Source organism: Streptomyces flavochromogenes, from assembly GCF_000717595.1.
Taxonomy (GTDB): domain Bacteria; phylum Actinomycetota; class Actinomycetes; order Streptomycetales; family Streptomycetaceae; genus Streptomyces; species Streptomyces flavochromogenes.
Window position 1 is genome coordinate 1 of sequence record NZ_JNZO01000029.1, and the last position, 23,955, is coordinate 23,955.

Here is a 23,955-nt window from a genome sequence, read left to right on the forward strand (position 1 = left end):
GTGCGGGGTGCCGCTGCGCGGAGCCTTCCCCCGCCCCGCCCCTTCCCGAAACCGGGGGCTCCGCCCCCCGATCCCGCGCCGGTGGTCCGGCCCGTCCGGCTTTCGAGGGCCGGGGCCGGGGCCGGGGGCGGGGCCCCCGGTCCGGGAAGGGGCGGGGCGGTGGGCAGAGGCCCCGCGCAGCGCCCCCGACCGGCGGGCGGCCGGGACCACCCCGGCGGTCGGGGCCGCCGCAGCGCCCCGGCGGCCGGTCGGCCCCCGGGGGCCGACCGGTGCGAGGGGCGCGGTGAGAACTCAGATCCGGTCGAGGACCCGCGTCAGCAGCTCGCCCATCCGCGCCGCCGAATCCCGTCCCGCCTGCAGCACTTCCTCGTGGTTCAGCGGCTCGCCCGAGAGCCCCGCCGCCAGGTTGGTGACCAGCGAGATGCCGAGGACCTCCGCACCCGCCTCGCGCGCGGCGATGGCCTCGAGGACGGTGGACATGCCGACCAGGTCGCCGCCGAGCACGCGGACCATGTTGATCTCGGCCGGGGTCTCGTAGTGCGGGCCGGGGAACTGCACGTAGACGCCCTCTTCGAGGGTCTCGTCGACCTCCTTGCACAGCGCGCGCAGGCGCGGCGAGTACAGGTCGGTGAGGTCGACGAAGTTCGCGCCGACGATCGGGGAGGCGGCCGTCAGGTTGAGGTGATCGCTGATGAGGACCGGCTGGCCGGGGCGCATGCCCTCGCGCAGGCCGCCGCAGCCGTTGGTCAGGATGACCGTCTTGCAGCCGGCGGCGACGGCGGTGCGGACGCCGTGGGCGACGGAGGCGACACCGCGGCCCTCGTAGAAGTGGGTGCGGCCGAGGAAGACGAGGGCGCGCTTCTCGCCGATCTTGTACGAGCGCACCTTTCCGCCGTGGCCCTCGACGGCGGGGGGCGGGAAGCCGGGCAGGTCGGTCACCGGGAACTCGGCCTCGGGGGCACCGAGGGCGTCGACAGCGGGCGCCCAGCCCGAGCCCATGACCAGGGCGACGTCGTGGTTCTCGACTCCGGTCAGCTCGCGAAGACGTGCGGCAGCGGCCTCGGCGGCCTCGTACGGGGTGGCAGTTGCGTTCACTGACTCTCTCGCCTCGGGGAGGGGGGTCCGAGGCTGGCCCCGGACGGATTTGATACGCGCAGAAGCGTATCCGGAGTTTGCCTACGCGCGTAGATGACGATGCCGACGGACATGCGATCGTTGTCTTGTCGTTTCCGACGAATCGCACAAGGGAGGAGTCACCTTCGTCCCTCGGTGGTTCCCACACCCCCGGACCGGCTTCGCGCCGGCCTCAGCAGGGGCGCTTGCGCAACTCCATCACGTAGTCGTGCGGCGCGCCCGCCGACTCGGCCGCGTCGGCGACCTCGCCCAGGTACCGCGCCGACGGCAGCCCGCCCTCGTACGCGTTGAGGACGTACACCCAGGCCGGCTCCTCGCCGTCCAGGGTGTGCACCCGGACCCGCATCCGGCGGTAGATGTCGAGCCCGACGCCCTCCCAGCGGTCCATGGATTCCTCGTCCATCGGCGCGATGTCGTACAGCGCCACGAAGACCTGGGAGCGCGGGGCCTCCACGATGGTGGCCAGCGCGCCGTCCCAGCCCATCTGCTCGCCGCCGAAGGTGAGCCGCCAGCCGTTGAGCCAGCCGGTGCCGCGCAGCGGGGAGTGCGGTGCGCGGCGGCTCATCAGCCGCGCGTCGAGGTTGCCGGCGAAAGCGGCGTAGAGCGACATGGGACCGAGGGTACGGGAGGGGGCGGGGTGTCCGGGGAACTCAGGGGCGGGGGCCGAGGGGGGGGCGGCCACGGGGCGCGCGCACCCCTTCGGAGGCCCCGGCGTGAGGCCGCGCCGGGCGTGCGGGAGAATGGGGTACGCACTTGAAGCGTGCGGGACAATGGCGTACGCACTGCATCCCAGCGGGGGGACCCCCCGGCAGAACGAGAGCGCGAGGCGTAGATCCCAGTGACCCGGATCGTGATCATCGGCGGCGGACCCGGCGGATACGAGGCGGCCCTGGTGGGCGCCCAACTCGGCGCGGAGGTGACCGTCGTCGACTGCGACGGCCTCGGCGGCGCGTCCGTCCTGACCGACTGCGTCCCCTCCAAGACCCTGATCGCCACCGCCGAGGTGATGACCACCTTCGACTCCTCGTACGAGGAGCTCGGCATCATCGTCGCGGACGACACCCCGCACGTGGAGCAGGCCGCCCGTGTCGTGGGCGTGGACCTCGGCAAGGTCAACCGACGGGTGAAGCGCCTCGCGCTCGCCCAGTCGCACGACATCACCGCCTCCGTCACCCGGGCCGGCGCCCGGGTGCTGCGCGGCCGGGGCCGGCTCTCCGGCCGGCAGGCGATGGACGGCTCGCGTCAGGTGATCGTCACGGCCGCCGACGGCACCGAGGAGACGCTGACCGCGGACGCCGTGCTGATCGCGACCGGCGGCCACCCGCGCGAGGTGCCGGACGCCAAGCCGGACGGCGAGCGCATCCTGAACTGGACGCAGGTGTACGACCTCAAGGAGCTCCCGGAGGAGCTCATCGTGGTCGGTTCCGGTGTGACGGGTGCCGAGTTCGCCGGCGCCTATCAGGCCCTCGGCTCCCGGGTCACCCTGGTCTCCTCCCGCGACCGCGTGCTGCCCGGCGAGGACCCGGACGCCGCCGCCGTCCTGGAGGACGTGTTCCGTCGCCGCGGCATGAACGTCATGGCCCGCTCGCGCGCCGAGTCGGCCAAGCGGGTCGGCGACCGCGTCGAGGTCACCCTCGCGGACGGCCGGGTCATCTCCGGCACGCACTGCCTGATGGCGGTCGGCGCGATCCCGAATTCGGCCGGAATGGGTCTGGAGGAGGCGGGGGTCAAACTGAAGGACTCCGGTCACATCTGGACCGACAAGGTCTCGCGTACGACCGCCCCCGGCGTGTACGCGGCGGGTGACGTGACCGGTGTCTTCGCGCTCGCCTCGGTGGCCGCGATGCAGGGCCGTATCGCGATGTACCACTTCCTCGGCGACGCGGTGGCCCCGCTCAATCTGAAGACGGTCTCGTCGAACGTCTTCACCGACCCCGAGATCGCCACGGTCGGCTACACGCAGGCCGACGTGGACGCGGGCAAGATCGACGCAAAGGTCGTCAAGCTGCCGCTGCTGCGCAACCCGCGCGCGAAGATGCAGGGCATCCGGGACGGCTTCGTCAAGATCTTCTGCCGCCCGGGCACCGGGATCGTGGTCGGCGGCTGTGTCGTCGCGCCGAAGGCGAGCGAACTGATCCATCCGATCTCGATCGCGGTCGACAACAATCTGACGGTCGAACAGATCGCAAATGCTTTCACCGTGTACCCCTCCCTGTCGGGTTCGATCGCGGAAGTGGCACGGCAGTTGCACACCCGGAAGGCCGCGGGCGAGGTCTGACATCCCTCCGGGCGGCCCTCCGGCGCACGGCTCCCGCCTGCGGGAACGGTTCGCCGACTCGGACAACCCCCGGCAAGGCGGGGCATAGCCCTGGCGCACCACGGATCAACGGCGGGGTCTCCCATATCACTTGGAGGCCCCGTCTGTGCGCATCTTCTGCAATTCGGCGCATACTGCTGAAAACTATCGGCCGGTCACGTTACTGTCAGTTTCGTGTTCGCTGCAGAACGTCGCCAGTTGATCCTCGAAATGGTGCGAGCCAATGGGGCCGTGTCGCTCCGCGAGCTCGCCCGCGTCGTCCAGACCTCTGAAGTGACCGTACGGAGAGACGTACGGGCACTCGAGGCAGAAGGACTCCTCGACCGCCGGCACGGCGGTGCGGTGTTGCCGGGCGGATTCACGCGAGAATCCGGCTTCCCGCAGAAATCCCATCTCGCGACCGCGGAGAAGACGGCCATCGCCGACGTCGCCGCGAGCCTCGTCGAAGAAGGCGAGGCCATCGTCGTCGGCGCCGGGACGACCACGCAGGAGCTGGCCCGCCGGCTCGCCCGCGTGCCCGGTCTGACCGTGGTCACCAACTCGCTCCTGGTCGCCCAGGCCCTCGCCCACGCCAACCGGGTCGAGGTCGTGATGACCGGCGGCACCCTGCGCGGCTCCAACTACGCCCTGGTGGGCAGCGGCGCCGAGCAGTCGCTCCAGGGGCTCCGGGTCTCCCGCGCCTTCCTCTCCGGGAGCGGACTGACCGCCGAGCGCGGCCTCTCCACGTCCAACATGCTCTCCGCGAGCGTGGACCGGGCGCTGGTCCAGGCGGCGGCCGAGGTCGTGGTCCTCGCCGACCACACCAAGCTCGGCTCCGACACCATGTTCCAGACGGTGCCCACGGACGTCATCACCCGCCTGGTGACCGACGAACCGCCCGCCCACGACGACCGGGCCGCCACCGAGCTCCAGGCCCTCGCCGACCAGGGTGTGCAGATCGCCGTCGCCGGTACGGGCGCCGCGGGTGGCCCCCCGGGCGGTGACCAGGTCCCCCCGGGCGCCCGGCCCCGCCGTGACATGCCGCTGCCGGTGCAGCGCGGCCGGATGGCGGCGGGTCAGTTCCGGGGACCGGGCGGAGGGATGGCCGCCGAGACGCTGGAGCGCACGGCGCGGGTCGCGGACATGCGTCGCCGCTGAGTCGGGGGGCCCTCCCCCAGGGGTCCCGCGCTCCATCGCCGAACCGACCCTGCCCCGACGGCAGCTGCCCTCTCAGTCCTTGATGCCCCGAAGCGTCAGCGCGAGCAGGCGGTCAGCCAACTCCGCGTCCTCCGGGCACTGTTCCGCCGCCAGCGCGATCGCGTTCGTCAGCTGCATCAGATCGCCGATCGACACGTCGGCGCGCACCTGACCCGCCTCCCTGGCGTGCCCGAGCAGCCGCTCACCCGCCGCGCGCAGCGGCTCGCTGCACTGGGCGAGCGCGGAACTCCGGTCGTACGAGGCGGACATCAGCGCGTGCGCGAGCCCCCGGTACTCGCCCGCGTGGGCGATCAGCGCCCGCAGCCACTCCACGAGCGCCCGGCACGGTTCCTCGGCCTCGGCCAGCTCTCCCGAGCGGTGCAGGAGTTCCGCGAGGGCCTCCTGGAAGACGGCGTTGAGCAGCTCGGCCCGGGTGGGGAAGTGGCGGTAGAGGGTGCCGATGCCCACGCCCGCGCGCCGCGCGATCTCTTCGAGGGGCGCGTCTGCGCCCTGTTCGGCGAAGGTGGCGCGGGCTTCGGTGAGCAGCCGCTCGTGGTTGCGTCGTGCGTCGGCTCGCATGGCTGGTGGGTCCCCCTCCCCTCGACGAAGGGCCCGCAGGCGGCTGCCTGCGGGCCCTTCGTACCGTACTCGGTGACCGTGGCCGGTCCCGGTGCCGTCGGTCAGTCCTTGATGTCGCAGATCGCGGCGCCGGACGTGATCGACGCGCCGACCTCGGCGGTCAGGCCCTTGACGGTGCCGGAGCGGTGCGCGTTGAGCGGCTGCTCCATCTTCATGGCCTCCAGGACGACGATCAGATCGCCCTCCTTGACCTCCTGGCCCTCCTCGACCGCGATCTTCACGATCGTGCCCTGCATCGGGGAGGCGAGGGTGTCGCCGGAGGCGGCCGGGCCGGACTTCTTGGCTGCGCGGCGCTTCGGCTTCGCACCGGCCGCGAGACCCGTGCGGGCCAGCGTCATGCCGAGCGAGGAGGGCAGCGAGACCTCGAGACGCTTGCCGCCGACCTCGACCACGATCGTCTCGCGGCCGGACTCGTCCTCGTCGGCGTCGGCGCCGGCGGGGGCGAACGGCTTGATCTCGTTGACGAACTCGGTCTCGATCCACCGGGTGTGGACCCGGAACGGGTCGGCGGTGAACGCCGGGTCGACCACGACGGCCTGGTGGAACGGGATGGCCGTGGCCATGCCCTCGACCTTGAACTCGGCGAGCGCACGCGCGGCGCGCTGCAGGGCCTGCTCGCGGGTGGCGCCGGTGACGACCAGCTTGGCCAGGAGCGAGTCCCAGGCCGGGCCGATGACGCTGCCGGACTCCACGCCCGCGTCCAGGCGGACGCCGGGGCCGGTCGGCGGGGCGAAGAGGGTGACGGTGCCGGGGGCGGGCAGGAAGCCGCGGCCCGGGTCCTCGCCGTTGATACGGAACTCGAAGGAGTGACCCCGGATCTCCGGGTCGCCGTAACCGAGCTCCTCGCCGTCGGCGATCCGGAACATCTCGCGGACGAGGTCGATGCCGGTGACCTCTTCGGTGACCGGGTGCTCGACCTGCAGACGGGTGTTGACCTCCAGGAAGGAGATCGTGCCGTCGGTGCCGACGAGGAACTCGACCGTGCCGGCGCCGACGTAGCCGGCCTCCTTCAGGATCGCCTTCGACGCCGCGTACAGCTCGGCGTTCTGCGCCTCGGTGAGGAACGGCGCAGGGGCCTCCTCGACGAGCTTCTGGTGCCGGCGCTGGAGCGAGCAGTCACGCGTGGAGACCACGACCACGTTGCCGTGGGAGTCGGCCAGGCACTGCGTCTCCACGTGCCGCGGCCTGTCCAGGTAGCGCTCCACGAAGCACTCGCCCCGGCCGAACGCGGCGACGGCCTCGCGCACCGCGGAGTCGTACAGCTCCGGGACCTCTTCCAGCGTCCGCGCGACCTTCAGACCGCGACCGCCACCACCGAAGGCGGCCTTGATCGCGATCGGCAGCCCGTGCTGCTCGGCGAACGCGACGACCTCGTCGGCGCCGGAGACCGGGTCGGGCGTACCGGCGACGAGCGGGGCACCGGCGCGCTGCGCGATGTGACGCGCCGCCACCTTGTCGCCCAGGTCGCGGATCGCCTGCGGCGGCGGGCCGATCCACGTCAGGCCGGCGTCCAGGACGGCCTGCGCGAACTCCGCGTTCTCGGAGAGGAACCCGTAGCCGGGGTGGACCGCGTCCGCGCCCGAGTCCTTCGCGGCCTGCAACACCTTCGCCATGTCCAGATAACTGGTCGCCGGAGTGTCACCGCCCAGAGCGAACGCCTCGTCAGCCGCCCGGACATGCAGGGCATCCCGGTCCGGCTCGGCGTACACGGCCACGCTGCCGATACCCGCGTCCCGGCACGCCCGGGCCACACGGACAGCGATTTCGCCACGGTTGGCGATGAGCACCTTGCGCACGATGGCTCCCTCCTTGAAACAAGCTGAGTTTAGGGACTGCCGACACGGCCTTTCGACCCGTCCCCAGTGGTGAGCTTGCCCACACGGAGCGTGACCCCGGGCCTGCTCGGGTCGTGAATTCCCTTGTCGCACCACGGTACGCAGGGTTCCTTTACGGCACAGTAGCTCCGAGGTGTGGCGCAGGTCTCTGTTCGTGGGGCCAGTGGCCATTCGGGTTTCTTTGTCGAGTCCCTACGAATGGCCCAACGATTCTTTGCCCTGCCGTCCGCCGTCGCCGGTCGTGCGCACACTCTTGTCCAGGGGTTTACCGGCCAGTAGCCTTCGCGCTGTCGATCGTACTGTCGGTAACAGTCGTATCCAGGGGGTGGCCGAGGTGGCCCGCAGACCGATAGCTCTCGTGACGGCGGCGGTGCTGTTCCTCGAAGCGCCCGGGATCGTCGCGATCAACGCGGTGATGGCACGCTTCGTCAAGATCCAGACGATGTCCCTCGACGGCATGGACCCCGACGCGATGTACACCGGAACCTGGGCGCTCGGCATCGCCTCCGGCGTCGCGCTCGCCCTGTGCGGCCTCGTCGCCCTCGTCGCCGGCATCCGTGACCGTCGGCCCGGACGCGCCGGCCGGGGCCTGCTCATCGGGTGCGCGGTCGTGCACGGCATCCTCGGCGCGGTCACCGTCGGCCTGATCGGGTGGGGCGCGTTCGCGTTCATGATGCTCGTGCTCGGCCTGATCGTGCTCACCCTCGTGGCGTACGGCAAGGGGTACGAGAAGGGCGCCGAGCCCCGCGAGGGAGCGCCGGCGCCCGCGTAGGGGCCGCGCGACGGCCCGTCAGGCCCAGAGGTCGGTGATCTGCACGCCCAGCTTCCCGAGCAGGGTGCGCAGCAGCGGCAGCGACAGGCCGATCACATTGCCCGGGTCGCCGTCGATGCCGTCGATGAACGGAGCCGAGCGCCCGTCCAGGGTGAACGCGCCCGCCACGTGCAGCGGCTCGCCGCTCGCCACGTACGCCGCGATCTCGGCGTCCGTCGGCTCGCCGAAGCGGACCACGGTGGAGGCGGTCGCCGACTCGTAGCGCTTGGCGGCCGTGTCGTACACGCAGTGGCCGGTCTGGAGGATGCCGACCCGGCCGCGCATCGCCTTCCAGCGCGCGGTGGCCTCCTCCGCGTCCGCCGGCTTGCCGAGGGCCTGCCCGTCGAGCTCCAGGACCGAGTCGCAGCCGATGACGAGTGCGCCGAACACGTCGGGGCGGGCGGCGACATGGGCGGCCTTCGCCTCCGCGAGGGCGAGCGCGAGCTCGGCCGGTGTCGGGGCGTGCGTCTTGTCCTCGTCGACGCCGCTCACGATCACCTCGGGGGCGAGCCCGGCCTGACGGAGCAGGTTGAGGCGGGCGGGGGAGGCGGAGGCGAGCACGACACGGCGCGGATCAGCAGTCATGGGGGCAGCGTAGCCAGTCGTGGGCTCAGCGGGCGCTGACCACGAACATCGCCACCACCATCGCCAGGGCCAGCAGCACGCCCGCGCGACGGAGCTTCGCCTGCATGTCGCGCATGAACTTCGGCGCCTGATTCTTCGGGTCGGACCACAGCATGCCTCCGATCCTGGGGGCGGGGCGGGCGGGGCGCCTGAGTACGGATACTCAGGCGCCCCGGTGCCGAGGGACTATTCGCGGACGAACGGGAGGTCGCCGGAGGGCTATGCCCGGATGAACACCCCGTCCCGCGCCGCCGCGAGCGCCGCCGTGACCGCCCGTTCCGCCACGTCCGCGGTGACCTCCTCGCGGGTGACCGCGAAGCGGTAGTAGAGCGGCGCGGAGACGGCGCGGAGCAGCTCGGTCGGGTCGGTCCCCGCCGGGATCTCGCCGCGGGCCTCGCCCTTGGCGACGACGGGGGCCCATTCGCCGAGCCGGGTCCGGTAGAAGTCGGCGAGCGCGCGGGCGCAGTCCTCGTCGCAGGCGGCCGCCGCGATGACCGCGCGGAAGACGGCGCCCATCCGCGCGTCGGTGAGGGTGGCGCGGACGAGTTCGGCGTTGGTCCGCAGGTCGCCGGCGAGGCTGCCGGTGTCGGAGGCGGGCAGGGACTGCTCGGCCATGTCGTGGAGGAGGTCGGTGACCAGGCCGACGGGGGAGCCCCAGCGGCGGTAGACGGTGGTCTTGCCGACGCCCGCGGTCGCGGCGATCCGGTCCATGTTCAGCGCGTGGAAGCCGGTGTCGGCGAGCGCGTCCTGGGTCGCGTCGAGGACGGCCCTGCGGACCTTCGCGGTACGGCCGCCGGGGCGCAGGGTGCCGGGCGAGGCCGGCTGGCTCTCAGTCAAATGGGTCTCCTGTTCCATTAACTCCGTCGACTCTGCTACGGTACGGGACATCTTAACGGAACCAGCCTCCCATTAAGGAGTCGTACGCATGGTTGCCCTGGATCACCCCAAGCCCGTCGAACAGCCCGCGGCCCCGACCGCCGGGACAGCGGACGCCCGTATGACCGGACGGATGCGGCTCGTCCTCGTCGTCCTCCTCCTCGCCCAGTTCATGCTCGCCGTCGACTTCTCGATCCTGAACGTCGCACTGCCCGTCATCGGTCAGGGACTCGGCTTCAGCCTCGGCGGCCTCCAGTGGATCGCCACCGCCTTCGCCCTCGCGGCGGCCGGATTCACCCTGCTCTTCGGGCGCGTCGCCGACCTCGTCGGCCGCCGCCGCCTCTTCCTCGGCGGCATGGCGCTCCTCGGGGTCTCCTCGCTCGTCGGCGGCCTCGCCACCGGCCCCGAGATGCTGATGGCCGCCCGCGTCGCCCAGGGCCTCGCCACCGCCGCCGTCACCCCCGCCGGGCTCTCCCTGCTCACCGCCTCCTTCCCCGAGGGCCCGCTGCGCGCCCGTGCGCTCGGACTCAACGGCGCCCTCATGTCCGCGGGCTTCACCACCGGCGCGATCCTCGGCGGCGTCCTCACCGACCTGCTCTCCTGGCGCTGGGCGTTCCTCGTCAACGTGCCGGTGGCCCTCGCCGTCCTCCTCGTCGCCCCCGCCGTCCTCACCGAGAGCCGCCCGGCCGTCCGCCCCCGGCTCGACGTGCCCGGCGCCATCGCCGTCACCGGCGGACTCCTCGCCCTCGTCTACGGCCTCACCGTCAGCGGCGAGCACGGCTGGACCGACCCGACCGCCCTCACCGCCCTCGCCGCCGGCGCCGCGCTCCTCGTCGCCTTCGTCCTCGTCGAACGCCGGGCCGCCGCCCCCCTCGTACCGCTCCACATCCTCAAGCGCCGCACCGTCGTCTGGGGCAACCTCGCCGGACTCGTCGCCTTCGTCACCGAGACCTCACTGGTCTTCCTGATGACGCTCTACCTCCAGGACGTCCTCGACTTCTCCCCGCTCGCCGCCGGCCTCTCCTTCGGTGTCCTCGGCGCGGGCACGGTCCTCGGCGGGGTGTTCGCCTCCCGCTTCATCGGCCGCTTCGGCGCCCGTACGGCCCTGCTCTCCGGCGGCCTCCTCCAGGCCGTCGCGACCCTCTCCCTGTACGGACTCGGCGAGGGCCCCGGGAGCCTCTGGCTGCTCCTCGCCGCGACCTTCGCCGGCGGCATCGGCAACATGCTCGCGATCGTCGGCTTCATGGTCACCGCCACCTCCGGGATCCCCGACCACGAGCAGGGCACGGCGACCGGGCTCGCGACCATGACCCAGCAGATCGGCATCACCATGGGCACCCCGATCATGAGCGCCGTCGTCGTCACCGCCCCCGTGCTCCTCGACGGCATCGGCCTCGCGGTCCTCGTGAACGCGGCGATCGTCGCCGCCGGAGCCGTCCTGGCCGGCCTCTTCCTGCGCCGCACGTGACGGGTGGCGGGACAGCACCCGAGCAGGACGTGAGAAGGGCCGGACCCCCACGGGGGGAGTCCGGCCCTTCTCGCCGTTCCGCCGGCTACACCGGCCAGTACGACCGCGCCCAGGCCCGCGGGCCGGGCCGGTGCCGCACCGACCGCGCGATCCGGGACGGGTCCGACCACCCCTCGGGGACCGCCGGGCCGCCGCTCTCGGCGGACGCCGCCGCCGTCGCCGCGGCCCGCGCCTGAACCACCGCCAGTGCGGCGGCCAACTCCTCCGGGGTCGGGTTTCCTCGTACGACCTTGATCATGTCGACTCCTTGAAGGGCCAGGTCCGGGGAGGCCTAGAGCGGGATGTTGCCGTGCTTCTTCGGAGGCAGGGATTCCCGCTTCGTCCGCAGCTGACGCAGCCCCTTCACGATCTGCGGGCGGGTGTCCGACGGCATGACCACACCGTCGATGTAGCCGCGCTCGGCCGCCGTGTACGGGTTGAGCAGGGCGTCCTCGTACTCCCGCATCAGCCGCGCCCGCTCCGCCTCCTGGTCCTCGGCCTCCGCGATCGTGCGGCGGTGCAGGATGTTGACCGCGCCCTGCGCGCCCATCACCGCGATCTGCGCGGTCGGCCACGCCAGGTTCAGGTCCGCGCCCAGGTGCTTGGAGCCCATGACGTCGTACGCGCCGCCGAAGGCCTTCCGCGTGATGACCGTGATCAGCGGGACCGTGGCCTCCGCGTACGCGTAGATCAGCTTCGCGCCGCGCCGGATGATGCCGCCGTACTCCTGGTCCACGCCCGGCAGGAAGCCCGGCACGTCCACGAAGGTGAGGACCGGGATGTTGAAGGCGTCGCAGGTGCGGACGAACCGCGCGGCCTTCTCGGACGCGTCGATGTCGAGGCAACCCGCGAACTGCATCGGCTGGTTCGCCACCACGCCGACGGGGAAGCCCTCGACACGGCCGAAGCCGGTCAGGATGTTCGGCGCGAACAGTGCCTGCGTCTCCAGGAACTCACCGTCGTCGAGGACGTGCTCGATGACCTTGTGCATGTCGTACGGCTGGTTCGCCGAGTCCGGGATCAGTGCGTCCAGCTCGCGGTCCTCGTCCGTCACCTCGGTGTCCGCGACCTCGGGGAAGGTCGGCGGCTCGGAGAGGTTGTTCGACGGAAGGTAGGACAGCAGGGACTTCACGTACTCGATGGCGTCCTTCTCGTCCCCCGCCATGTGGTGCGCCACGCCCGAGGTCGCGTTGTGCGTCCGGGCGCCGCCCAGCTCCTCGAAACCGACGTCCTCGCCGGTCACCGTCTTGATGACGTCGGGACCCGTGATGAACATGTGCGAGGTCTGGTCCACCATCACCGTGAAGTCGGTGATCGCGGGGGAGTACACCGCGCCGCCCGCGCACGGGCCGACGACCAGCGAGATCTGCGGGATCACCCCGGAGGCGTGGGTGTTGCGGCGGAAGATCTCGCCGTACATGCCGAGCGCGCTCACACCCTCCTGGATACGGGCGCCGCCGGAGTCGTTGATGCCGATGACGGGGCAGCCCGTCTTCAGCGCGAAGTCCATCACCTTGATGATCTTCTGGCCGTACGTCTCGCCGAGCGCCCCGCCGAAGACCGTGAAGTCCTGCGAGAAGACGGCGACCGGACGCCCGTCGACCGTGCCGTAGCCGGTGACGACACCGTCTCCGTACGGACGGTTCTTCTCCAGGCCGAAGTTGGTCGACCGGTGCCGGGCCAACTCGTCCAGCTCGACGAACGACCCCTCGTCGAGAAGCAGGGCGATCCGTTCGCGCGCGGTCAGCTTGCCCTTCGCGTGCTGCTTCTCCACCGCACGCTCCGAGCCGGCATGAGTGGCCTCGTCGATACGGCGCTTGAGGTCCGCGATCTTGCCTGCGGTCGTGTGAATGTCAATCTCGTACTGCTCTGCCGGCTCGGACATCGGGATGCGGCTCCCTGCCTGGTCACGGGGGGTTCGTTGACTACGAATGGGCTACTGCTCAGCTACTGAGCCGTAGCGTATCGACGCCGATACGGTTCGGCACTGCGGTCTTTGCCACACCTAGTCTGGCTTGCATGACGTCCTCCCAAGGCTCCGGCGGACCCTGGTCCGACCTCGACCGGCCCCCGCTGAACGCCCCCGCACTGCGCCGCGCCCTCGTCCTTCCCGACAGCCTGTGGACCTCGCTCGACGTGGTCACGAGCACCGGATCCACCAACAGCGACCTCGCCGCCCGCGCCGACGAGCTGCCCGAGGGCGCCGTGCTCATCGCCGAGGAGCAGACCTCCGGCCGCGGCCGACTCGACCGCACCTGGACGGCGCCCGCCCGCTCCGGGCTCTTCCTCTCCGTCCTCCTCAAGCCCGAGGTGCCGGTCCACCGCTGGGGCTGGCTCCCGCTGCTCACCGGCGTCGCCGCGGCGACCGGCCTCGCGAAGTCCGCCGGGGTCGACATGTCCCTCAAGTGGCCCAACGACCTGCTGGTTTCCGTCGGAGGCGAGGAGCGCAAGACCGGCGGAATCCTCGCCGAGCGGGCCGGCGCGGACGGCATCGTCGTCGGACTCGGCATCAACGTCACCCTCCGTGAGGACGAACTCCCCGTCCCGGCGGCGGGTTCGCTGCTCCTCGCAGGCGCGGTCTCCACCGACCGCGACACCCTCCTGCGGGCCGTCCTGCGCTCCCTCGCCGAGTGGTACGACACCTGGGCACGCGCCGACGGCGACCCCGCGGAATCAGGCCTCCAGGCGGCCTACGCGGCCGGCTGCGCTACCCTCGGCCGCCGCGTCAGGGCCGAGCTGCCGGGCGAGCGGATGCTGGAGGGCGAAGCGGTGGCCCTCGACGGCGACGGCCGTCTGGTGGTCGCCACAGAGGGCGGCGGCACGGAAGCGGTGGGCGCGGGCGACATCGTCCATCTGCGATCGGGCACCTGACCTCCACCCCACCAGCGCGGCGCGCCCTCGTGGCCGTTCACCCCGGGGGCCCGCGCACCCCGGGGCCCCGCACAATCAAGGGCCCGAAACATGGGCGACAGCCGTAAGCGCGTGAGCCAAGCCACAGCTGTCGTATCGTGGACCGCGATCCAGGGCGACAGATCGGCAGGGCAAGTGGGCAGGGAACGGGCAGGAGGCGGCCGGTGACCGTCGACGACGAGAACGAGGGCGGCGCGCCCGAGCCTCCCGCGTACCCCACCCCCCATCACGAGGTCGACCACACGGCCGAACCGAGCGACGACCCGCTCGCCATCCGCCTCGAACAGCTCATCCTCGGCGCGGACCGTCGCTACACCCCGTTCCAGGCCGCCCGCACGGCCGGCGTCTCCATGGAGCTCGCCTCCCGTTTCTGGCGCGCCATGGGCTTCGCCGACATCGGCCAGGCCAAGGCACTCACCGAGGCCGACGTCCTCGCACTGCGCCGCCTGGCCGGTCTCGTCGAGGCCGGGCTGCTCAGCGAGCCGATGGCCGTGCAGGTCGCCCGCTCCACCGGACAGACCACCGCCCGGCTCGCCGAATGGCAGATCGACTCCTTCCTGGAAGGCCTCACCGAGCCGCCCGAACCCGGCATGACCCGCACCGAGGTCACGTACCCGCTGGTCGAGCTGCTCCTGCCCGAGCTGGAGGAGTTCCTCATCTACGTCTGGCGGCGGCAGCTCGCCGCCGCGACCGGCCGGGTGCTCGTCCAGGCCGCCGACGACGAGGAGATGGTCGACAGGCGGCTCGCGGTCGGCTTCGCGGACCTGGTCGGCTTCACCCGGCTGACCCGGCGCCTGGAGGAGGAGGAGCTCGGCGAGCTGGTCGAGGCCTTCGAGACGACCTGCGCCGACCTGGTCGCCGCGCACGGCGGCCGGCTCATCAAGACCCTCGGCGACGAGGTGCTGTACGCGGCGGACGACGCCGGTACGGCCGCCGAGATCGCGCTGCGGCTGATCGAGACCCTCAGCCACGACGAGACGATGCCCGCGCTGCGCGTCGGCATCGCCTTCGGCACGGTGACGACCCGGATGGGCGACGTCTTCGGCACGACCGTGAACCTGGCGAGCAGGCTCACCTCGATAGCGCCGAAGGACGCCGTCCTCGTCGACGGCGCGCTCGCGGAGGAGCTGTCCCGGACGGGTGAGGCGCCCGTCTCGGAGACGGAGGCCGCCGAGGAGGCCGCCCGCGCGGAGAAGGAGGGCCGCCAGGCCGCCAGGTACCGCTTCGCGCTGCAGCCGATGTGGCAGCGGCCCGTCCGCGGCCTCGGCGTCGTCGAACCCTGGCTCCTGACCCGCCGCCCGACCTAGGGCCTGGCGGCCGGCTCCGGCAGGGCTCGCGGCGCCCGGCACGTGCATCTGCCGCGTTGTCGTCAGTCGGCATGGCTCCGCCATGCCTCCTTCCTCCGCCTTGCAGCTGCACGCACCAGGCGCCGCTCCCTGACCCTGCCGGAGCCGGCCGCCAGGCCCTAGGATCTCCCGTGAACGCCTGTTAACAGCCGTTAACAGGCCCTGAATCGGGAGGGTGCGGTCATGTCCGAGCAGCGCTTCGGTGAGTTCGTGGTGGTCCGGAAGGACGGGAACGGGCACGTCGCCGAGCTGGTCCTCGACCGGCCCAAGGCGATGAACGCCGTCTCCTCCGAGATGGCCCGCTCCCTCGGCGCCGCCTGCGACGCCCTCGCCGCCGACCCCTCGGTCCGCGTCACCGTGCTGACCTCCTCGAACGACCGCGCCTTCTGCGTCGGCGCCGACCTCAAGGAGCGCAACTCCTTCACCGACGCCGAGCTGGTCCGCCAGCGGCCGACCGCCCGCGCCGCCTACACGGGCGTCCTGGAGCTGCCCATGCCGACCGTCGCCGCCGTGCACGGCTTCGCCCTCGGCGGCGGCTTCGAGCTGGCGCTCGCCTGCGACGTGATCGTGGCCGACGCGACCGCCGTGGTCGGTCTCCCCGAGGTGTCCGTGGGCGTCATCCCGGGCGGTGGCGGTACGCAGCTGCTGCCGCGCCGGGTGGGCGCGTCGCGCGCCGCCGAGCTGGTCTTCACGGCCCGCCGGGTGGAGGCCGTGGAGGCCCGGGAGCTGGGTCTGGTCGACCTCCTGGAGGAGGACGCGCGGGCGGCGGCCCTGGAGCTGGCCGAGCGGATCGCGGCCAACTCGCCGGTCGGCCTGCGGGCCGCGAAGAAGGCCATGCGGCTGGGGCAGGGTCTGGACCTGCGAGCGGGGCTCGAGGTCGAGGACGCGGCCTGGCGTTCGGTGGCGTTCTCGGGGGACCGCGCGGAGGGTGTGGCGGCCTTCAACGAGAAGCGGAAGCCGAACTGGCCGGGCGAGTAAGTTCTACCGTTTTGTACCAAATATCACTTACGGTGACGCCTCGGAGGGGAAAACGGATCAAACCTCCCTAAGCTGGAGGAATGGGTGAGGACGGACGGCTGCGGGCCGTAGTGGCGCTGGCGCAGGGGATGGCGGCGGCGCACACTCCACGCGAGTTCTGGCGGGCGGCGGCGCTCGGGTCCTGCGACGGGCTCGACGGCACCTTCGCCGCCCTCTCCGTATGGCAGCGGGACCACGGACGCCTCAAGGTCCTGGTGAACGCCGGGGAGCGGGCCCTGGGCGAGGAGGAGTTCCCGGACTCGGAGACGTATCCGGTGCACCAGTTCCCCGAGATCACCGAGTTCCTGCACGAGCAGTGGGCGGGCGGCGGGGAGCCGGACGCCTGGGTGGAGACCGCCGACGACCCGGTCCCGACGGGCCGGGTGGCCGGCCTGCGGCGGCGGGGGCGCGGCTGCTGCGTGGTCGCCCCGATCGTGCTGCACGGACGCGCGTGGGGTGAGCTGTACGTGGCCCGCCCGCCGCAGGAGAAACCTTTCACCCGCGCGGACGCCGACTTCGCCACCGTACTTGCGGCGGTGGTCGCGGCGGGCATCGCGCAGGCCGAACGCCTGGAGGAGGTCCGCAAGCTCGCGTTCACCGACCCCCTGACGGGACTGGCCAACAGGCGGGCCGTCGACACCCGCCTGGACGAGGCCATCGAGCGCTACCGGGTGGACGGCTCCGTGGTCAGCCTGATGGTCTGCGACCTGAACGGCCTCAAGCGGGTCAACGACACCCACGGCCACGCGGTCGGCGACCGGCTCCTCGAACGCTTCGGCTCCGTCCTCTCCCGCTGCGGCGCCATGCTCCCCGGCGCCCTCGCGGCCCGACTCGGCGGCGACGAGTTCTGCCTCCTGACGGTCGGCCCGACGGCGGACGAGGTGGTGGCGGTCGCCGAGGAACTCTGCGTACGGGCGGCGGAACTGGAACTCGGCGAGGGCGTGGCCTGCGGGGTGGCGTCCACGGGCGATCCGATCGGCCCGCTCAGGTCGGCCCGCCGCCTCTTCCGTCTCGCGGACGCGGCCCAGTACCAGGCCAAGGCGGCCCGCTCGGCGAAGCCGGTGGTGGCGGGCCGCGACGGCACGGTCGTCCGCCTGGCCGACGCGCCACCGGGAGCGCGGGACCGGCGGCGGTTCAGGGACGCGCCACCAGTGGAACCGCCGGCGCCGGAGGGGCGGGGGTGAGGTTTCTGGGGCGGGGGTGCCTGGTTGGTCTCGGGTGCGGCCGCCCTCTTTCCGAGTGTGGCGGCCTCCGCCTTTTCGCACTCGGAGGGCGGCCGGGGGCGGGGCCGCGCGGGCGGCCCGGGCACTGGCGGGGGTCGGCGTGCGCGTGCCCGGCCGGTGGGTGGGGGCTGGGTTCGCGGTCGGGGCTGGTGGGCCTCCGGCGGCTGGTTCGTGGTGCGCGCACGCCGACCACCGCCACTGCCCTGGCCCTGCGCGTGGACCCGCCCCCGCGGTCCCACCCGGCACTCACGCACCCGGCCCACCCGGAGGACGCGGCCCTGAGCGCCACCCGGCAGCCGCCGGCATCCGTGAGTCGACGGTCTTCGACGCGCCGCCCCGGTGGCGTCCCGGCGCCGTCCCGGCGGCCGTCGAGCGGCAGACTGGGAGCCCGTCGGCGAGGATCGATCCGGTAAGGGGTCGTCCATGGTCGAGCCGGTGACCCTTCACCTAGTGACAGGTTGGTCTTCAGTCCGTAGGGTGCTGAATATGGATATGCAGACAGTCGTCCTCGGCACGTCCGGCACGACCCCGCAGGACGTCATCGACGTCGCCCGCCACGGCGCCCGCGTCGAGCTGTCGCCCGAGGCCGTGGAGGCCCTGGCCGCCGCCCGCAACATCGTCGACGCGCTCGCCGCCAAGCCCGAGCCCGTCTACGGGGTCTCCACCGGCTTCGGCGCGCTCGCCACCCGGCACATCGGCCATGAGCTCCGCGCCCAGCTCCAGCGCAACATCGTCCGCTCGCACGCCGCCGGCATGGGCCCGCGCGTCGAGCGCGAGGTCGTCCGCGCCCTGATGTTCCTGCGGCTCAAGACCGTCGCCTCCGGTCACACCGGCGTCCGCCCCGAGGTCGCCCAGACCATGGCCGACGTCCTCAACGCCGGCATCACCCCGGTCGTGCACGAGTACGGCTCCCTCGGCTGCTCCGGCGACCTCGCCCCGCTCTCCCACTGCGCCCTCGCGCTCATGGGCGAGGGCGACGCCGAGGGCCCCGACGGTGAGCTCCGGCCCGCCGGCGAGCTGCTCGCCGCCCATGGCATCGCCCCCGTCGAGCTGAAGGAGAAGGAGGGCCTCGCCCTCCTCAACGGCACCGACGGCATGCTCGGCATGCTGATCATGGCCCTCGCCGACCTCGACACCCTCTACAAGTCGGCCGACATCACCGCCGCGCTCTCCCTCGAAGCCCTCCTCGGCACCGAGAAGGTCCTCGAACCCGAGCTGCACGCCATCCGCCCGCACCCGGGCCAGTCCGCCTCCGCCGCCAACATGCTGGCCGTGCTCAAGGGATCCGAGCTCACCGGTCACTTCCAGAGCGGCGAGGCCCCCCGCGTCCAGGACGCCTACTCGGTCCGCTGCGCCCCGCAGGTCGCCGGCGCCGGCCGCGACACCATGGCCCACGCCCTGCTCGTCGCCGAGCGCGAGCTGGCCGCCGCCGTCGACAACCCGGTGGTCCTCGCCGACGGCCAGGTCCGCTCCAACGGCAACTTCCACGGCGCCCCCGTCGCGTACGTCCTCGACTTCCTCGCCATCGCCGCCGCCGACCTCGGCTCCATCGCCGAGCGCCGCACCGACCGGCTCCTCGACAAGAACCGCTCGCACGGCCTGCCGCCCTTCCTCGCCGACGACGCCGGCGTCGACTCGGGCCTGATGATCGCCCAGTACACGCAGGCCGCCCTGGTCAGCGAGATGAAGCGGCTCGCCGTCCCGGCCTCCGCCGACTCCATCCCGTCCTCGGCGATGCAGGAGGACCACGTCTCCATGGGCTGGTCCGCCGCCCGCAAGCTGCGTACCGCGATCGGCAACCTCAACCGGATCATCGCCGTCGAGCTGTACGCCGCCACCCGCGGCATCGAGCTCCGCCACGGCCTGTCCCCGGCGCCCGCCTCCGCCGCCGCCATCGAGGCGCTGCGCGCGGCCGGTGTCCAGGGCCCCGGCCCGGACCGGTTCCTCGCCCCCGACCTGGCGGCCGCCGACACCTTCGTACGCGAAGGAAAGCTGCTCGCCGCTGTGGAGCCGGTCACCGGCCCGCTGGCGTAAGCACGAACAGAGGGCGAAGGGCCCGTCCCGGATCCTCCGGGGCGGGCCCTTCGGCGTCCGGCTCTGCGCGGCCGCTCAGGACGTCAGGTCTCCGCAGCGCTCAGGACGTCCGGTCGCGGCGCCGCATCGCCAGCGCCACGAATCCCGCCCCGACACCCAGGAAGCCCGTCCCGCCGAGCAGATACGGCGTGGTGTCGCGGCCGCCGGTCTCCGCCAGGCGCCCGTCGTCCGTGGCGGGGCCGTCCTGGATCACCCCGATCCGTACCCCGCCCTGATCGTCGGTGGCATTGGCGGACGGTACGAACCACAGGGCGCACAGCAGCGTGCCCGCGGCGGTCGCGGTCAGCAGTGGGCGTCGGGCGGCGGACACGGAAATTTCGATCCCCCTTGCGGAAACCGCGAATTGGTCGGTGCGCCGATGCTAATGAACACAGCGGGTCGTGGGAAAGCCGGGAGCCCCGGGACGCCTACGCTCCGACCCATGAGTACTTCTGACACACCGCGCTATGTACGCCTTCGGGTCGATGTGGTCCTGGAGATCGACGGGCCGGTCGAGCTGGCCTCCGCGGCCGAGGCCCGGATCGACGCCGACGAGTTCATGCCCGAGGAGGAGCGGGTGCCCGCCCGCGCCGCCGTGAACGAGGACAGCGCCGAGGCCCTCGCGTACCTCGTCGAGCCCTTCGACCTGATCCGCGACGTCCCCGGCATCGAGATGGTCCAGGCCTCCTGGAGCAGCGAGGAGATCGAGTACGACCCCGATGCGTTGGAGTGGGACCTCGGCGAGGAAGATGGGGCGGAGGAAGACGACGACGACCGGTCGTAAGGCTGGTATCCGACCTGTTCACAGGCCCCGGGACGCCGTCCCGGGGCCTGTGGTGCGCCAGGGGTGCGACCGGTGACGGGGGCCACTGCGGCTCCGGGAACCGGACGGGACCGTACGAGCGTGTCGATCAGTGGTGTTCCCCACAAACGCTCCGCTTCCGGAACCGGACGGGGTGTCATGGGCGTTCTCAACAAGAAGTTGGCAGGGAATCGGCGACGATGGAGATGCGTGTGATGACGGACGGCAAGCGCCGCCGCAGGAGCCTGGCCGCCGCGGCCGTCGTGCTCAGCGGTGTGCTGGTGCTCTCGGCGTGCAGCGACGAGGACAAGGGCGCGGGCACCTCCGGTTCCGCGACGCCGCAGTCACAGGCCCAGGTCGACGAGGCGGCCGCGCAGAAGACCTCCAAGGCGAAGATCACGATCTCGCCGAAGAACGGCGCGCAGAACGCCTCCATCAACAAGGACGCCAAGGTCTCCGTCACCGAGGGCAAGCTCACCGAGGTCGTCATGACCTCCGCCGAGGGCGAGGCCGTCAAGGGCGAGATAGCCGCCGACGGCCTGAGCTGGAAGCCGACCGGCCAGCTCGAGCGCGCCACGGTCTACAAGATCGCCGCCACGGCCACGGACGCGGAGGGCCTGGAGGCGCACGAGAACTCCTCGTTCACCACGGTCTCCAAGGCCAACAGCTTCATCGGCAACTTCACGCCGGAGGACGGTTCGACCGTCGGCGTCGGCATGCCGGTCTCGATCAACTTCAACAAGGCCATCACCGACAAGAAGGCCGTCCAGGCCGGCATCACGGTCACGTCCAGCAGCGGCCAGGAGGTCGTGGGGCACTGGTTCGACGGCACGCGCCTCGACTTCCGTCCGGACGACTACTGGACCGAGGGCTCGACCGTCACCCTCAAGCTGGACCTCGACGGTGTCGAGGGCGCCGACGGTGTCTTCGGCGTCCAGCAGAAGACCGTCACCTTCAAGATCGGCCGCAACCAGGTCTCCACCGTCGACGTCGCCACCAAGACCATGACGGTCACCCAGGACGGCAAGACGATCAAGACCATCCCGATCTCCGCCGGCTCCCCGGAGAACCCGACCTACAACGGTCAGATGGTGATCTCCGAGAAGTTCAAGGAGACCCGGATGAACGGCGCGACCGTCGGCTTCACCGATGACGACGGCAAGGGCGAGTACGACATCAAGGACGTGCCGCACGCCATGCGCCTGTCCACGTCGGGCACGTTCATCCACGGCAACTACTGGGGCCCGGACTCGATCTTCGGCTCGGCCAACACCAGCCACGGCTGCGTCGGTCTCAACGACGTCAAGGGCGCCGGCGACCCGAACCAGCAGGCCGCCTGGCTGTACGACCACTCGATCGTCGGCGACGTCGTGATCGTCAAGAACTCCAAGGACAAGACGATCGCCCCCAGCAACGGCCTCAACGGCTGGAACATGAGCTGGGCGGACTGGAAGGCCGGCTCGGAAGCCTGATCCGCGCCGCGGAGACACCACCGCGCACACGCACGAGAACGGCCCCCTCCCGCACCGGGAGGGGGCCGTTCCCGCACCGGGAGGGGCCGCTCCCGTCCCTACTTCCGTACGTCCACGCTCTCGTCCACACCCCACTGCGCGAGCAGCCGCAGCGCGTCCGCCGACGCCGACCCCGGCTCCGCCTGGTACGTGATGAGCACCAGGTCCGGATCCCCGCCCGCCACCTGCATGCTCTCGTACGTCAGCGTCATCTCGCCCACCAGCGGATGCCGCAGCACCTTCGTCCCGTGCCCCTTGTCCGCGACGGTGTGCGCCGCCCACAACGAGCGGAACTCCTCGCTGCGCACCGACAGCTCGCCGACCAGCGCGAGCAGCGCCGGATCGTCCGGGTAGCAGCCCGCGTACAGCCGCAGCACGCTCACCACCTCGGTCGCCTTGCACTCCCAGTCCCGGTAGAGGTCACGCGAGTTGGGCCCGAGGAAGACCATTCTGGCCACATTGCGCTCGGCCGGCTCCATCGCCTCGAAGTCGCCCATCAGGGCCCGTGCCATCCGGTTCCAGGCGAGGACGTCGAGCCGCCGGCCCACGACGAACGCCGGGACGCCCTCCATCGCGTCCAGCAGATGCCGCAGACCCGGCCGCACCTGCTGGGGGCGGGCGATCGCCGCCCGGTGCTGCCTCTTCTTCGCCGTCGGCTTGGCCAGATGCGTCAGATGCGCCCGCTCGGTGTCGCTCAGCCGCAGGGCCCGTGCGATGGAGTCGAGGACCTCCATGGACACATTGCGGCCGTTGCCCTGTTCGAGCCGGGTGTAGTACGCCACCGACACCCCGGCCAGCTGCGCCAGCTCCTCCCGGCGCAGCCCGGGCACCCGGCGGTGGCGACCGAACTCCGGCAGACCCACGTCCTCCGGCTTCAGCCGGGCCCGGCGCGAGCGCAGGAATTCGCTGAGTTCGGCACTGAGATCCATGCGTCCCGATTATCCCAGGTCGCCCGTCCCGGCGGACGGCTGTTCCTGTCCCTGCCAGTGGTAGGCACGCTGGACGTAGGCAGCACAGGGGGCTGGGTGATGCCGGTGCCCTCGCGCAGGCTGAGGTCATGACCACGAACGTGACCACCGTCCCCGCGTACGCCGCACCCGCCGCCAACGCCCCGCTGGAGCGCACCACCGTGCCGCGCCGGCCCGTCGGCGAGCACGACGTCCTCATCGAGATCAAGTACGCCGGCATCTGCCACTCCGACATCCACCAGGCACGCGACGGCTGGGGCGAGGGCATCTTCCCGATGGTCCCGGGCCACGAGATCGCCGGAATCGTCGCCGAGGTCGGCCCCGGGGTCAGCAGGTTCCAGGTGGGCGACCGGGTCGGCGTCGGCTGCTTCGTCGACTCCTGCCGGGAGTGCGCGTACTGCCTCCAGGGTCTGGAGCAGTACTGCGTCCAGGGCGGAACCGGCACGTACAACGCCCTCGACAAGAACGGCGAGCCCACCTACGGCGGCTACTCCAGCCACATCGTCGTCGACGAGAACTACACGCTGCGCATCCCCGAGGGCATCGGTCTCGACGAGGCCGCCCCGCTGCTCTGCGCCGGCATCACCCTCTACTCGCCGCTCGCCCACTGGCACGCGGGCCCCGGCAAGAAGGTCGCGATCGTCGGTCTCGGCGGCCTCGGCCACATGGGCGTCAAGATCGCCCACGCGCTCGGCGCCGAGGTGACCGTCCTCAGCCAGTCGCTGAAGAAGCAGGAGGACGGCCTGAAGCTGGGCGCCGACCACTACTACGCGACCAGCGACCCGGCGACCTTCACCGAACTGGCCGGCACCTTCGACCTGGTGATCTCCACGGTCTCCGCGCCGCTGGACTTCAACGCCTACCTGAGCCTGGTCAAGACCGACGGCGCCCTGGTGAACGTCGGCGCCCCCGAGGAGCCCGTCTCCCTCAACCTCTTCTCCCTCATCGGCGGCCGCAAGACCCTCGCGGGCTCGATGATCGGCAGCATCGCCGAGACGCAGGAGATGCTCGACTTCTGCGCGGAGCACGGCCTCGGCGCGGAGATCGAGCTGATCCGCGCCGAGCAGATCAACGAGGCGTACGAGCGGGTGGTCGCCAGCGACGTGCGCTACCGCTTCGTGATCGACGCGTCGACGATCTGACGCCCGGCGCGACGCCCGCGCACGATGCCGGGGCATGACCTGTG

23 protein-coding genes are annotated in these 23,955 nt (G+C 71.8%); 12 read left to right on the top strand and 11 right to left on the bottom strand.

What is annotated here, in order from left to right:
- Positions 1-291 precede the first annotated feature (291 nt).
- Both IF00_RS0131440 and IF00_RS0131445 read right to left on the bottom strand, forming a co-directional pair.
- Positions 292-1,095, bottom strand: coding sequence for a purine-nucleoside phosphorylase (locus IF00_RS0131440; protein WP_030323930.1), 804 nt, complete (start codon positions 1,093-1,095; stop codon positions 292-294).
- A gap of 211 nt (positions 1,096-1,306) precedes the next feature.
- A complete protein-coding gene (locus tag IF00_RS0131445; protein WP_030323932.1) occupies positions 1,307-1,744 on the bottom strand; it encodes a gamma-glutamylcyclotransferase family protein in 438 nt (145 codons plus the stop codon).
- A gap of 228 nt (positions 1,745-1,972) precedes the next feature.
- On the opposite strand from IF00_RS0131445, the gene IF00_RS0131450 reads away from it, so the two are divergent.
- Together IF00_RS0131450 and IF00_RS0131455 are read left to right on the top strand one after the other, a co-directional pair.
- On the top strand, positions 1,973-3,412 hold the full coding sequence (locus IF00_RS0131450; RefSeq protein ID WP_030323934.1) for an NAD(P)H-quinone dehydrogenase: 1,440 nt from the start codon (positions 1,973-1,975) through the stop codon (positions 3,410-3,412).
- Between the two features lie 249 nt (positions 3,413-3,661).
- Complete coding sequence (locus IF00_RS0131455; protein WP_030323936.1) at positions 3,662-4,588, top strand: DeoR/GlpR family DNA-binding transcription regulator; 927 nt, start codon at positions 3,662-3,664, stop codon at positions 4,586-4,588.
- 72 nt (positions 4,589-4,660) lie between these two features.
- Here the strand turns inward: IF00_RS0131455 and IF00_RS0131460 are convergent, their stop codons facing one another.
- Positions 4,661-5,206, bottom strand: a complete 546-nt coding sequence (locus IF00_RS0131460; RefSeq protein WP_030323937.1) for a TetR/AcrR family transcriptional regulator — start codon at positions 5,204-5,206, stop codon at positions 4,661-4,663.
- Positions 5,207-5,307: 101 nt separating this feature from the next.
- Positions 5,308-7,062 carry an acetyl/propionyl/methylcrotonyl-CoA carboxylase subunit alpha gene (locus IF00_RS0131465; RefSeq protein WP_030323939.1) on the bottom strand — a complete coding sequence of 585 codons (1,755 nt, stop codon included), beginning with the start codon at positions 7,060-7,062 and terminating at the stop codon, positions 5,308-5,310.
- 373 nt (positions 7,063-7,435) lie between these two features.
- On the opposite strand from IF00_RS0131465, the gene IF00_RS0131470 reads away from it, so the two are divergent.
- Positions 7,436-7,873: a hypothetical protein gene (locus IF00_RS0131470; RefSeq protein ID WP_037639469.1), complete on the top strand. Its 438-nt coding sequence runs from the start codon at positions 7,436-7,438 to the stop codon at positions 7,871-7,873.
- A gap of 18 nt (positions 7,874-7,891) precedes the next feature.
- On the opposite strand, the gene IF00_RS0131475 is transcribed toward IF00_RS0131470, so the two are convergent.
- The 3 genes from IF00_RS0131475 to IF00_RS0131485 form a co-directional block, all read right to left on the bottom strand.
- Complete coding sequence (locus IF00_RS0131475; RefSeq protein WP_030323943.1) at positions 7,892-8,497, bottom strand: nucleoside triphosphate pyrophosphatase; 606 nt, start codon at positions 8,495-8,497, stop codon at positions 7,892-7,894.
- A gap of 25 nt (positions 8,498-8,522) precedes the next feature.
- Complete coding sequence (gene mmpB / locus IF00_RS47710) at positions 8,523-8,651, bottom strand: morphogenic membrane protein MmpB (RefSeq protein WP_280922632.1); 129 nt, start codon at positions 8,649-8,651, stop codon at positions 8,523-8,525.
- A gap of 104 nt (positions 8,652-8,755) precedes the next feature.
- Positions 8,756-9,424 (bottom strand): TetR/AcrR family transcriptional regulator, encoded by a 669-nt coding sequence (locus IF00_RS0131485; protein ID WP_078944922.1) that lies wholly within the window; start codon positions 9,422-9,424, stop codon positions 8,756-8,758.
- Between the two features lie 37 nt (positions 9,425-9,461).
- Here IF00_RS0131485 and IF00_RS0131490 point away from each other — a divergent pair, with 37 nt between their 5' ends.
- Positions 9,462-10,880 carry an MFS transporter gene (locus IF00_RS0131490; RefSeq protein WP_030323946.1) on the top strand — a complete coding sequence of 473 codons (1,419 nt, stop codon included), beginning with the start codon at positions 9,462-9,464 and terminating at the stop codon, positions 10,878-10,880.
- 85 nt (positions 10,881-10,965) lie between these two features.
- Here the strand turns inward: IF00_RS0131490 and IF00_RS0131495 are convergent, their stop codons facing one another.
- Together IF00_RS0131495 and IF00_RS0131500 are read right to left on the bottom strand one after the other, a co-directional pair.
- Complete coding sequence (locus tag IF00_RS0131495) at positions 10,966-11,178, bottom strand: acyl-CoA carboxylase subunit epsilon (RefSeq protein ID WP_030323948.1); 213 nt, start codon at positions 11,176-11,178, stop codon at positions 10,966-10,968.
- Between the two features lie 33 nt (positions 11,179-11,211).
- Positions 11,212-12,804, bottom strand: a complete 1,593-nt coding sequence (locus IF00_RS0131500; RefSeq protein ID WP_030323950.1) for an acyl-CoA carboxylase subunit beta — start codon at positions 12,802-12,804, stop codon at positions 11,212-11,214.
- A 134-nt stretch (positions 12,805-12,938) separates the two neighbouring features.
- Between IF00_RS0131500 and IF00_RS0131505 the strand changes: the two genes are divergently transcribed.
- The 5 genes from IF00_RS0131505 (at position 12,939) to hutH (ending at position 19,449) form a co-directional block, all read left to right on the top strand.
- Positions 12,939-13,790 (top strand): biotin--[acetyl-CoA-carboxylase] ligase, encoded by an 852-nt coding sequence (locus tag IF00_RS0131505; protein WP_030323951.1) that lies wholly within the window; start codon positions 12,939-12,941, stop codon positions 13,788-13,790.
- Positions 13,791-13,993: 203 nt separating this feature from the next.
- Positions 13,994-15,136 (top strand): adenylate/guanylate cyclase domain-containing protein, encoded by a 1,143-nt coding sequence (locus IF00_RS0131510; protein WP_030323953.1) that lies wholly within the window; start codon positions 13,994-13,996, stop codon positions 15,134-15,136.
- Between the two features lie 222 nt (positions 15,137-15,358).
- Positions 15,359-16,153 carry an enoyl-CoA hydratase/isomerase family protein gene (locus IF00_RS0131515; protein WP_030323954.1) on the top strand — a complete coding sequence of 265 codons (795 nt, stop codon included), beginning with the start codon at positions 15,359-15,361 and terminating at the stop codon, positions 16,151-16,153.
- An 80-nt stretch (positions 16,154-16,233) separates the two neighbouring features.
- Positions 16,234-17,376, top strand: coding sequence for a GGDEF domain-containing protein (locus tag IF00_RS0131520; RefSeq protein ID WP_030323956.1), 1,143 nt, complete (start codon positions 16,234-16,236; stop codon positions 17,374-17,376).
- A 531-nt stretch (positions 17,377-17,907) separates the two neighbouring features.
- On the top strand, positions 17,908-19,449 hold the full coding sequence (gene hutH / locus IF00_RS0131525; RefSeq protein WP_030323957.1) for a histidine ammonia-lyase: 1,542 nt from the start codon (positions 17,908-17,910) through the stop codon (positions 19,447-19,449).
- Between the two features lie 100 nt (positions 19,450-19,549).
- On the opposite strand, the gene IF00_RS0131530 is transcribed toward hutH, so the two are convergent.
- Positions 19,550-19,819, bottom strand: a complete 270-nt coding sequence (locus tag IF00_RS0131530) for an LPXTG cell wall anchor domain-containing protein (protein ID WP_030323958.1) — start codon at positions 19,817-19,819, stop codon at positions 19,550-19,552.
- A 111-nt stretch (positions 19,820-19,930) separates the two neighbouring features.
- Here IF00_RS0131530 and IF00_RS0131535 point away from each other — a divergent pair, with 111 nt between their 5' ends.
- Both IF00_RS0131535 and IF00_RS0131540 read left to right on the top strand, forming a co-directional pair.
- Positions 19,931-20,272: a hypothetical protein gene (locus IF00_RS0131535; RefSeq protein ID WP_051820708.1), complete on the top strand. Its 342-nt coding sequence runs from the start codon at positions 19,931-19,933 to the stop codon at positions 20,270-20,272.
- 218 nt (positions 20,273-20,490) lie between these two features.
- The gene (locus IF00_RS0131540; protein WP_030323961.1) at positions 20,491-21,762 is read left to right on the top strand and encodes a L,D-transpeptidase; all 1,272 of its coding nucleotides are present in this window, start codon (positions 20,491-20,493) and stop codon (positions 21,760-21,762) included.
- A 98-nt stretch (positions 21,763-21,860) separates the two neighbouring features.
- Here IF00_RS0131540 and IF00_RS0131545 read toward each other — a convergent pair whose 3' ends face one another.
- Complete coding sequence (locus tag IF00_RS0131545; RefSeq protein ID WP_030323963.1) at positions 21,861-22,730, bottom strand: helix-turn-helix domain-containing protein; 870 nt, start codon at positions 22,728-22,730, stop codon at positions 21,861-21,863.
- A gap of 128 nt (positions 22,731-22,858) precedes the next feature.
- Between IF00_RS0131545 and IF00_RS0131550 the strand changes: the two genes are divergently transcribed.
- Complete coding sequence (locus IF00_RS0131550) at positions 22,859-23,911, top strand: NAD(P)-dependent alcohol dehydrogenase (RefSeq protein ID WP_030323964.1); 1,053 nt, start codon at positions 22,859-22,861, stop codon at positions 23,909-23,911.
- Positions 23,912-23,955 lie beyond the last annotated feature (44 nt).

Coding starts and splice junctions, on each gene's coding strand:
- IF00_RS0131445 (WP_030323932.1), bottom strand. CDS start 1,744: ATGTCGCTCTACGCCGCTTTCGCCGGCAACCTCGACGCGCGGCTGATG.
- IF00_RS0131455 (WP_030323936.1), top strand. CDS start 3,662: ATGGTGCGAGCCAATGGGGCCGTGTCGCTCCGCGAGCTCGCCCGCGTC.
- IF00_RS0131460 (WP_030323937.1), bottom strand. CDS start 5,206: ATGCGAGCCGACGCACGACGCAACCACGAGCGGCTGCTCACCGAAGCC.
- IF00_RS0131475 (WP_030323943.1), bottom strand. CDS start 8,497: ATGACTGCTGATCCGCGCCGTGTCGTGCTCGCCTCCGCCTCCCCCGCC.
- mmpB (WP_280922632.1), bottom strand. CDS start 8,651: ATGCTGTGGTCCGACCCGAAGAATCAGGCGCCGAAGTTCATGCGCGAC.
- IF00_RS0131485 (WP_078944922.1), bottom strand. CDS start 9,424: ATGTCCCGTACCGTAGCAGAGTCGACGGAGTTAATGGAACAGGAGACC.
- IF00_RS0131490 (WP_030323946.1), top strand. CDS start 9,462: ATGGTTGCCCTGGATCACCCCAAGCCCGTCGAACAGCCCGCGGCCCCG.
- IF00_RS0131495 (WP_030323948.1), bottom strand. CDS start 11,178: ATGATCAAGGTCGTACGAGGAAACCCGACCCCGGAGGAGTTGGCCGCC.
- IF00_RS0131500 (WP_030323950.1), bottom strand. CDS start 12,804: ATGTCCGAGCCGGCAGAGCAGTACGAGATTGACATTCACACGACCGCA.
- IF00_RS0131505 (WP_030323951.1), top strand. CDS start 12,939: ATGACGTCCTCCCAAGGCTCCGGCGGACCCTGGTCCGACCTCGACCGG.
- IF00_RS0131515 (WP_030323954.1), top strand. CDS start 15,359: ATGTCCGAGCAGCGCTTCGGTGAGTTCGTGGTGGTCCGGAAGGACGGG.
- IF00_RS0131520 (WP_030323956.1), top strand. CDS start 16,234: ATGGGTGAGGACGGACGGCTGCGGGCCGTAGTGGCGCTGGCGCAGGGG.
- hutH (WP_030323957.1), top strand. CDS start 17,908: ATGCAGACAGTCGTCCTCGGCACGTCCGGCACGACCCCGCAGGACGTC.
- IF00_RS0131535 (WP_051820708.1), top strand. CDS start 19,931: ATGAGTACTTCTGACACACCGCGCTATGTACGCCTTCGGGTCGATGTG.
- IF00_RS0131540 (WP_030323961.1), top strand. CDS start 20,491: ATGGAGATGCGTGTGATGACGGACGGCAAGCGCCGCCGCAGGAGCCTG.
- IF00_RS0131545 (WP_030323963.1), bottom strand. CDS start 22,730: ATGGATCTCAGTGCCGAACTCAGCGAATTCCTGCGCTCGCGCCGGGCC.
- IF00_RS0131550 (WP_030323964.1), top strand. CDS start 22,859: ATGACCACGAACGTGACCACCGTCCCCGCGTACGCCGCACCCGCCGCC.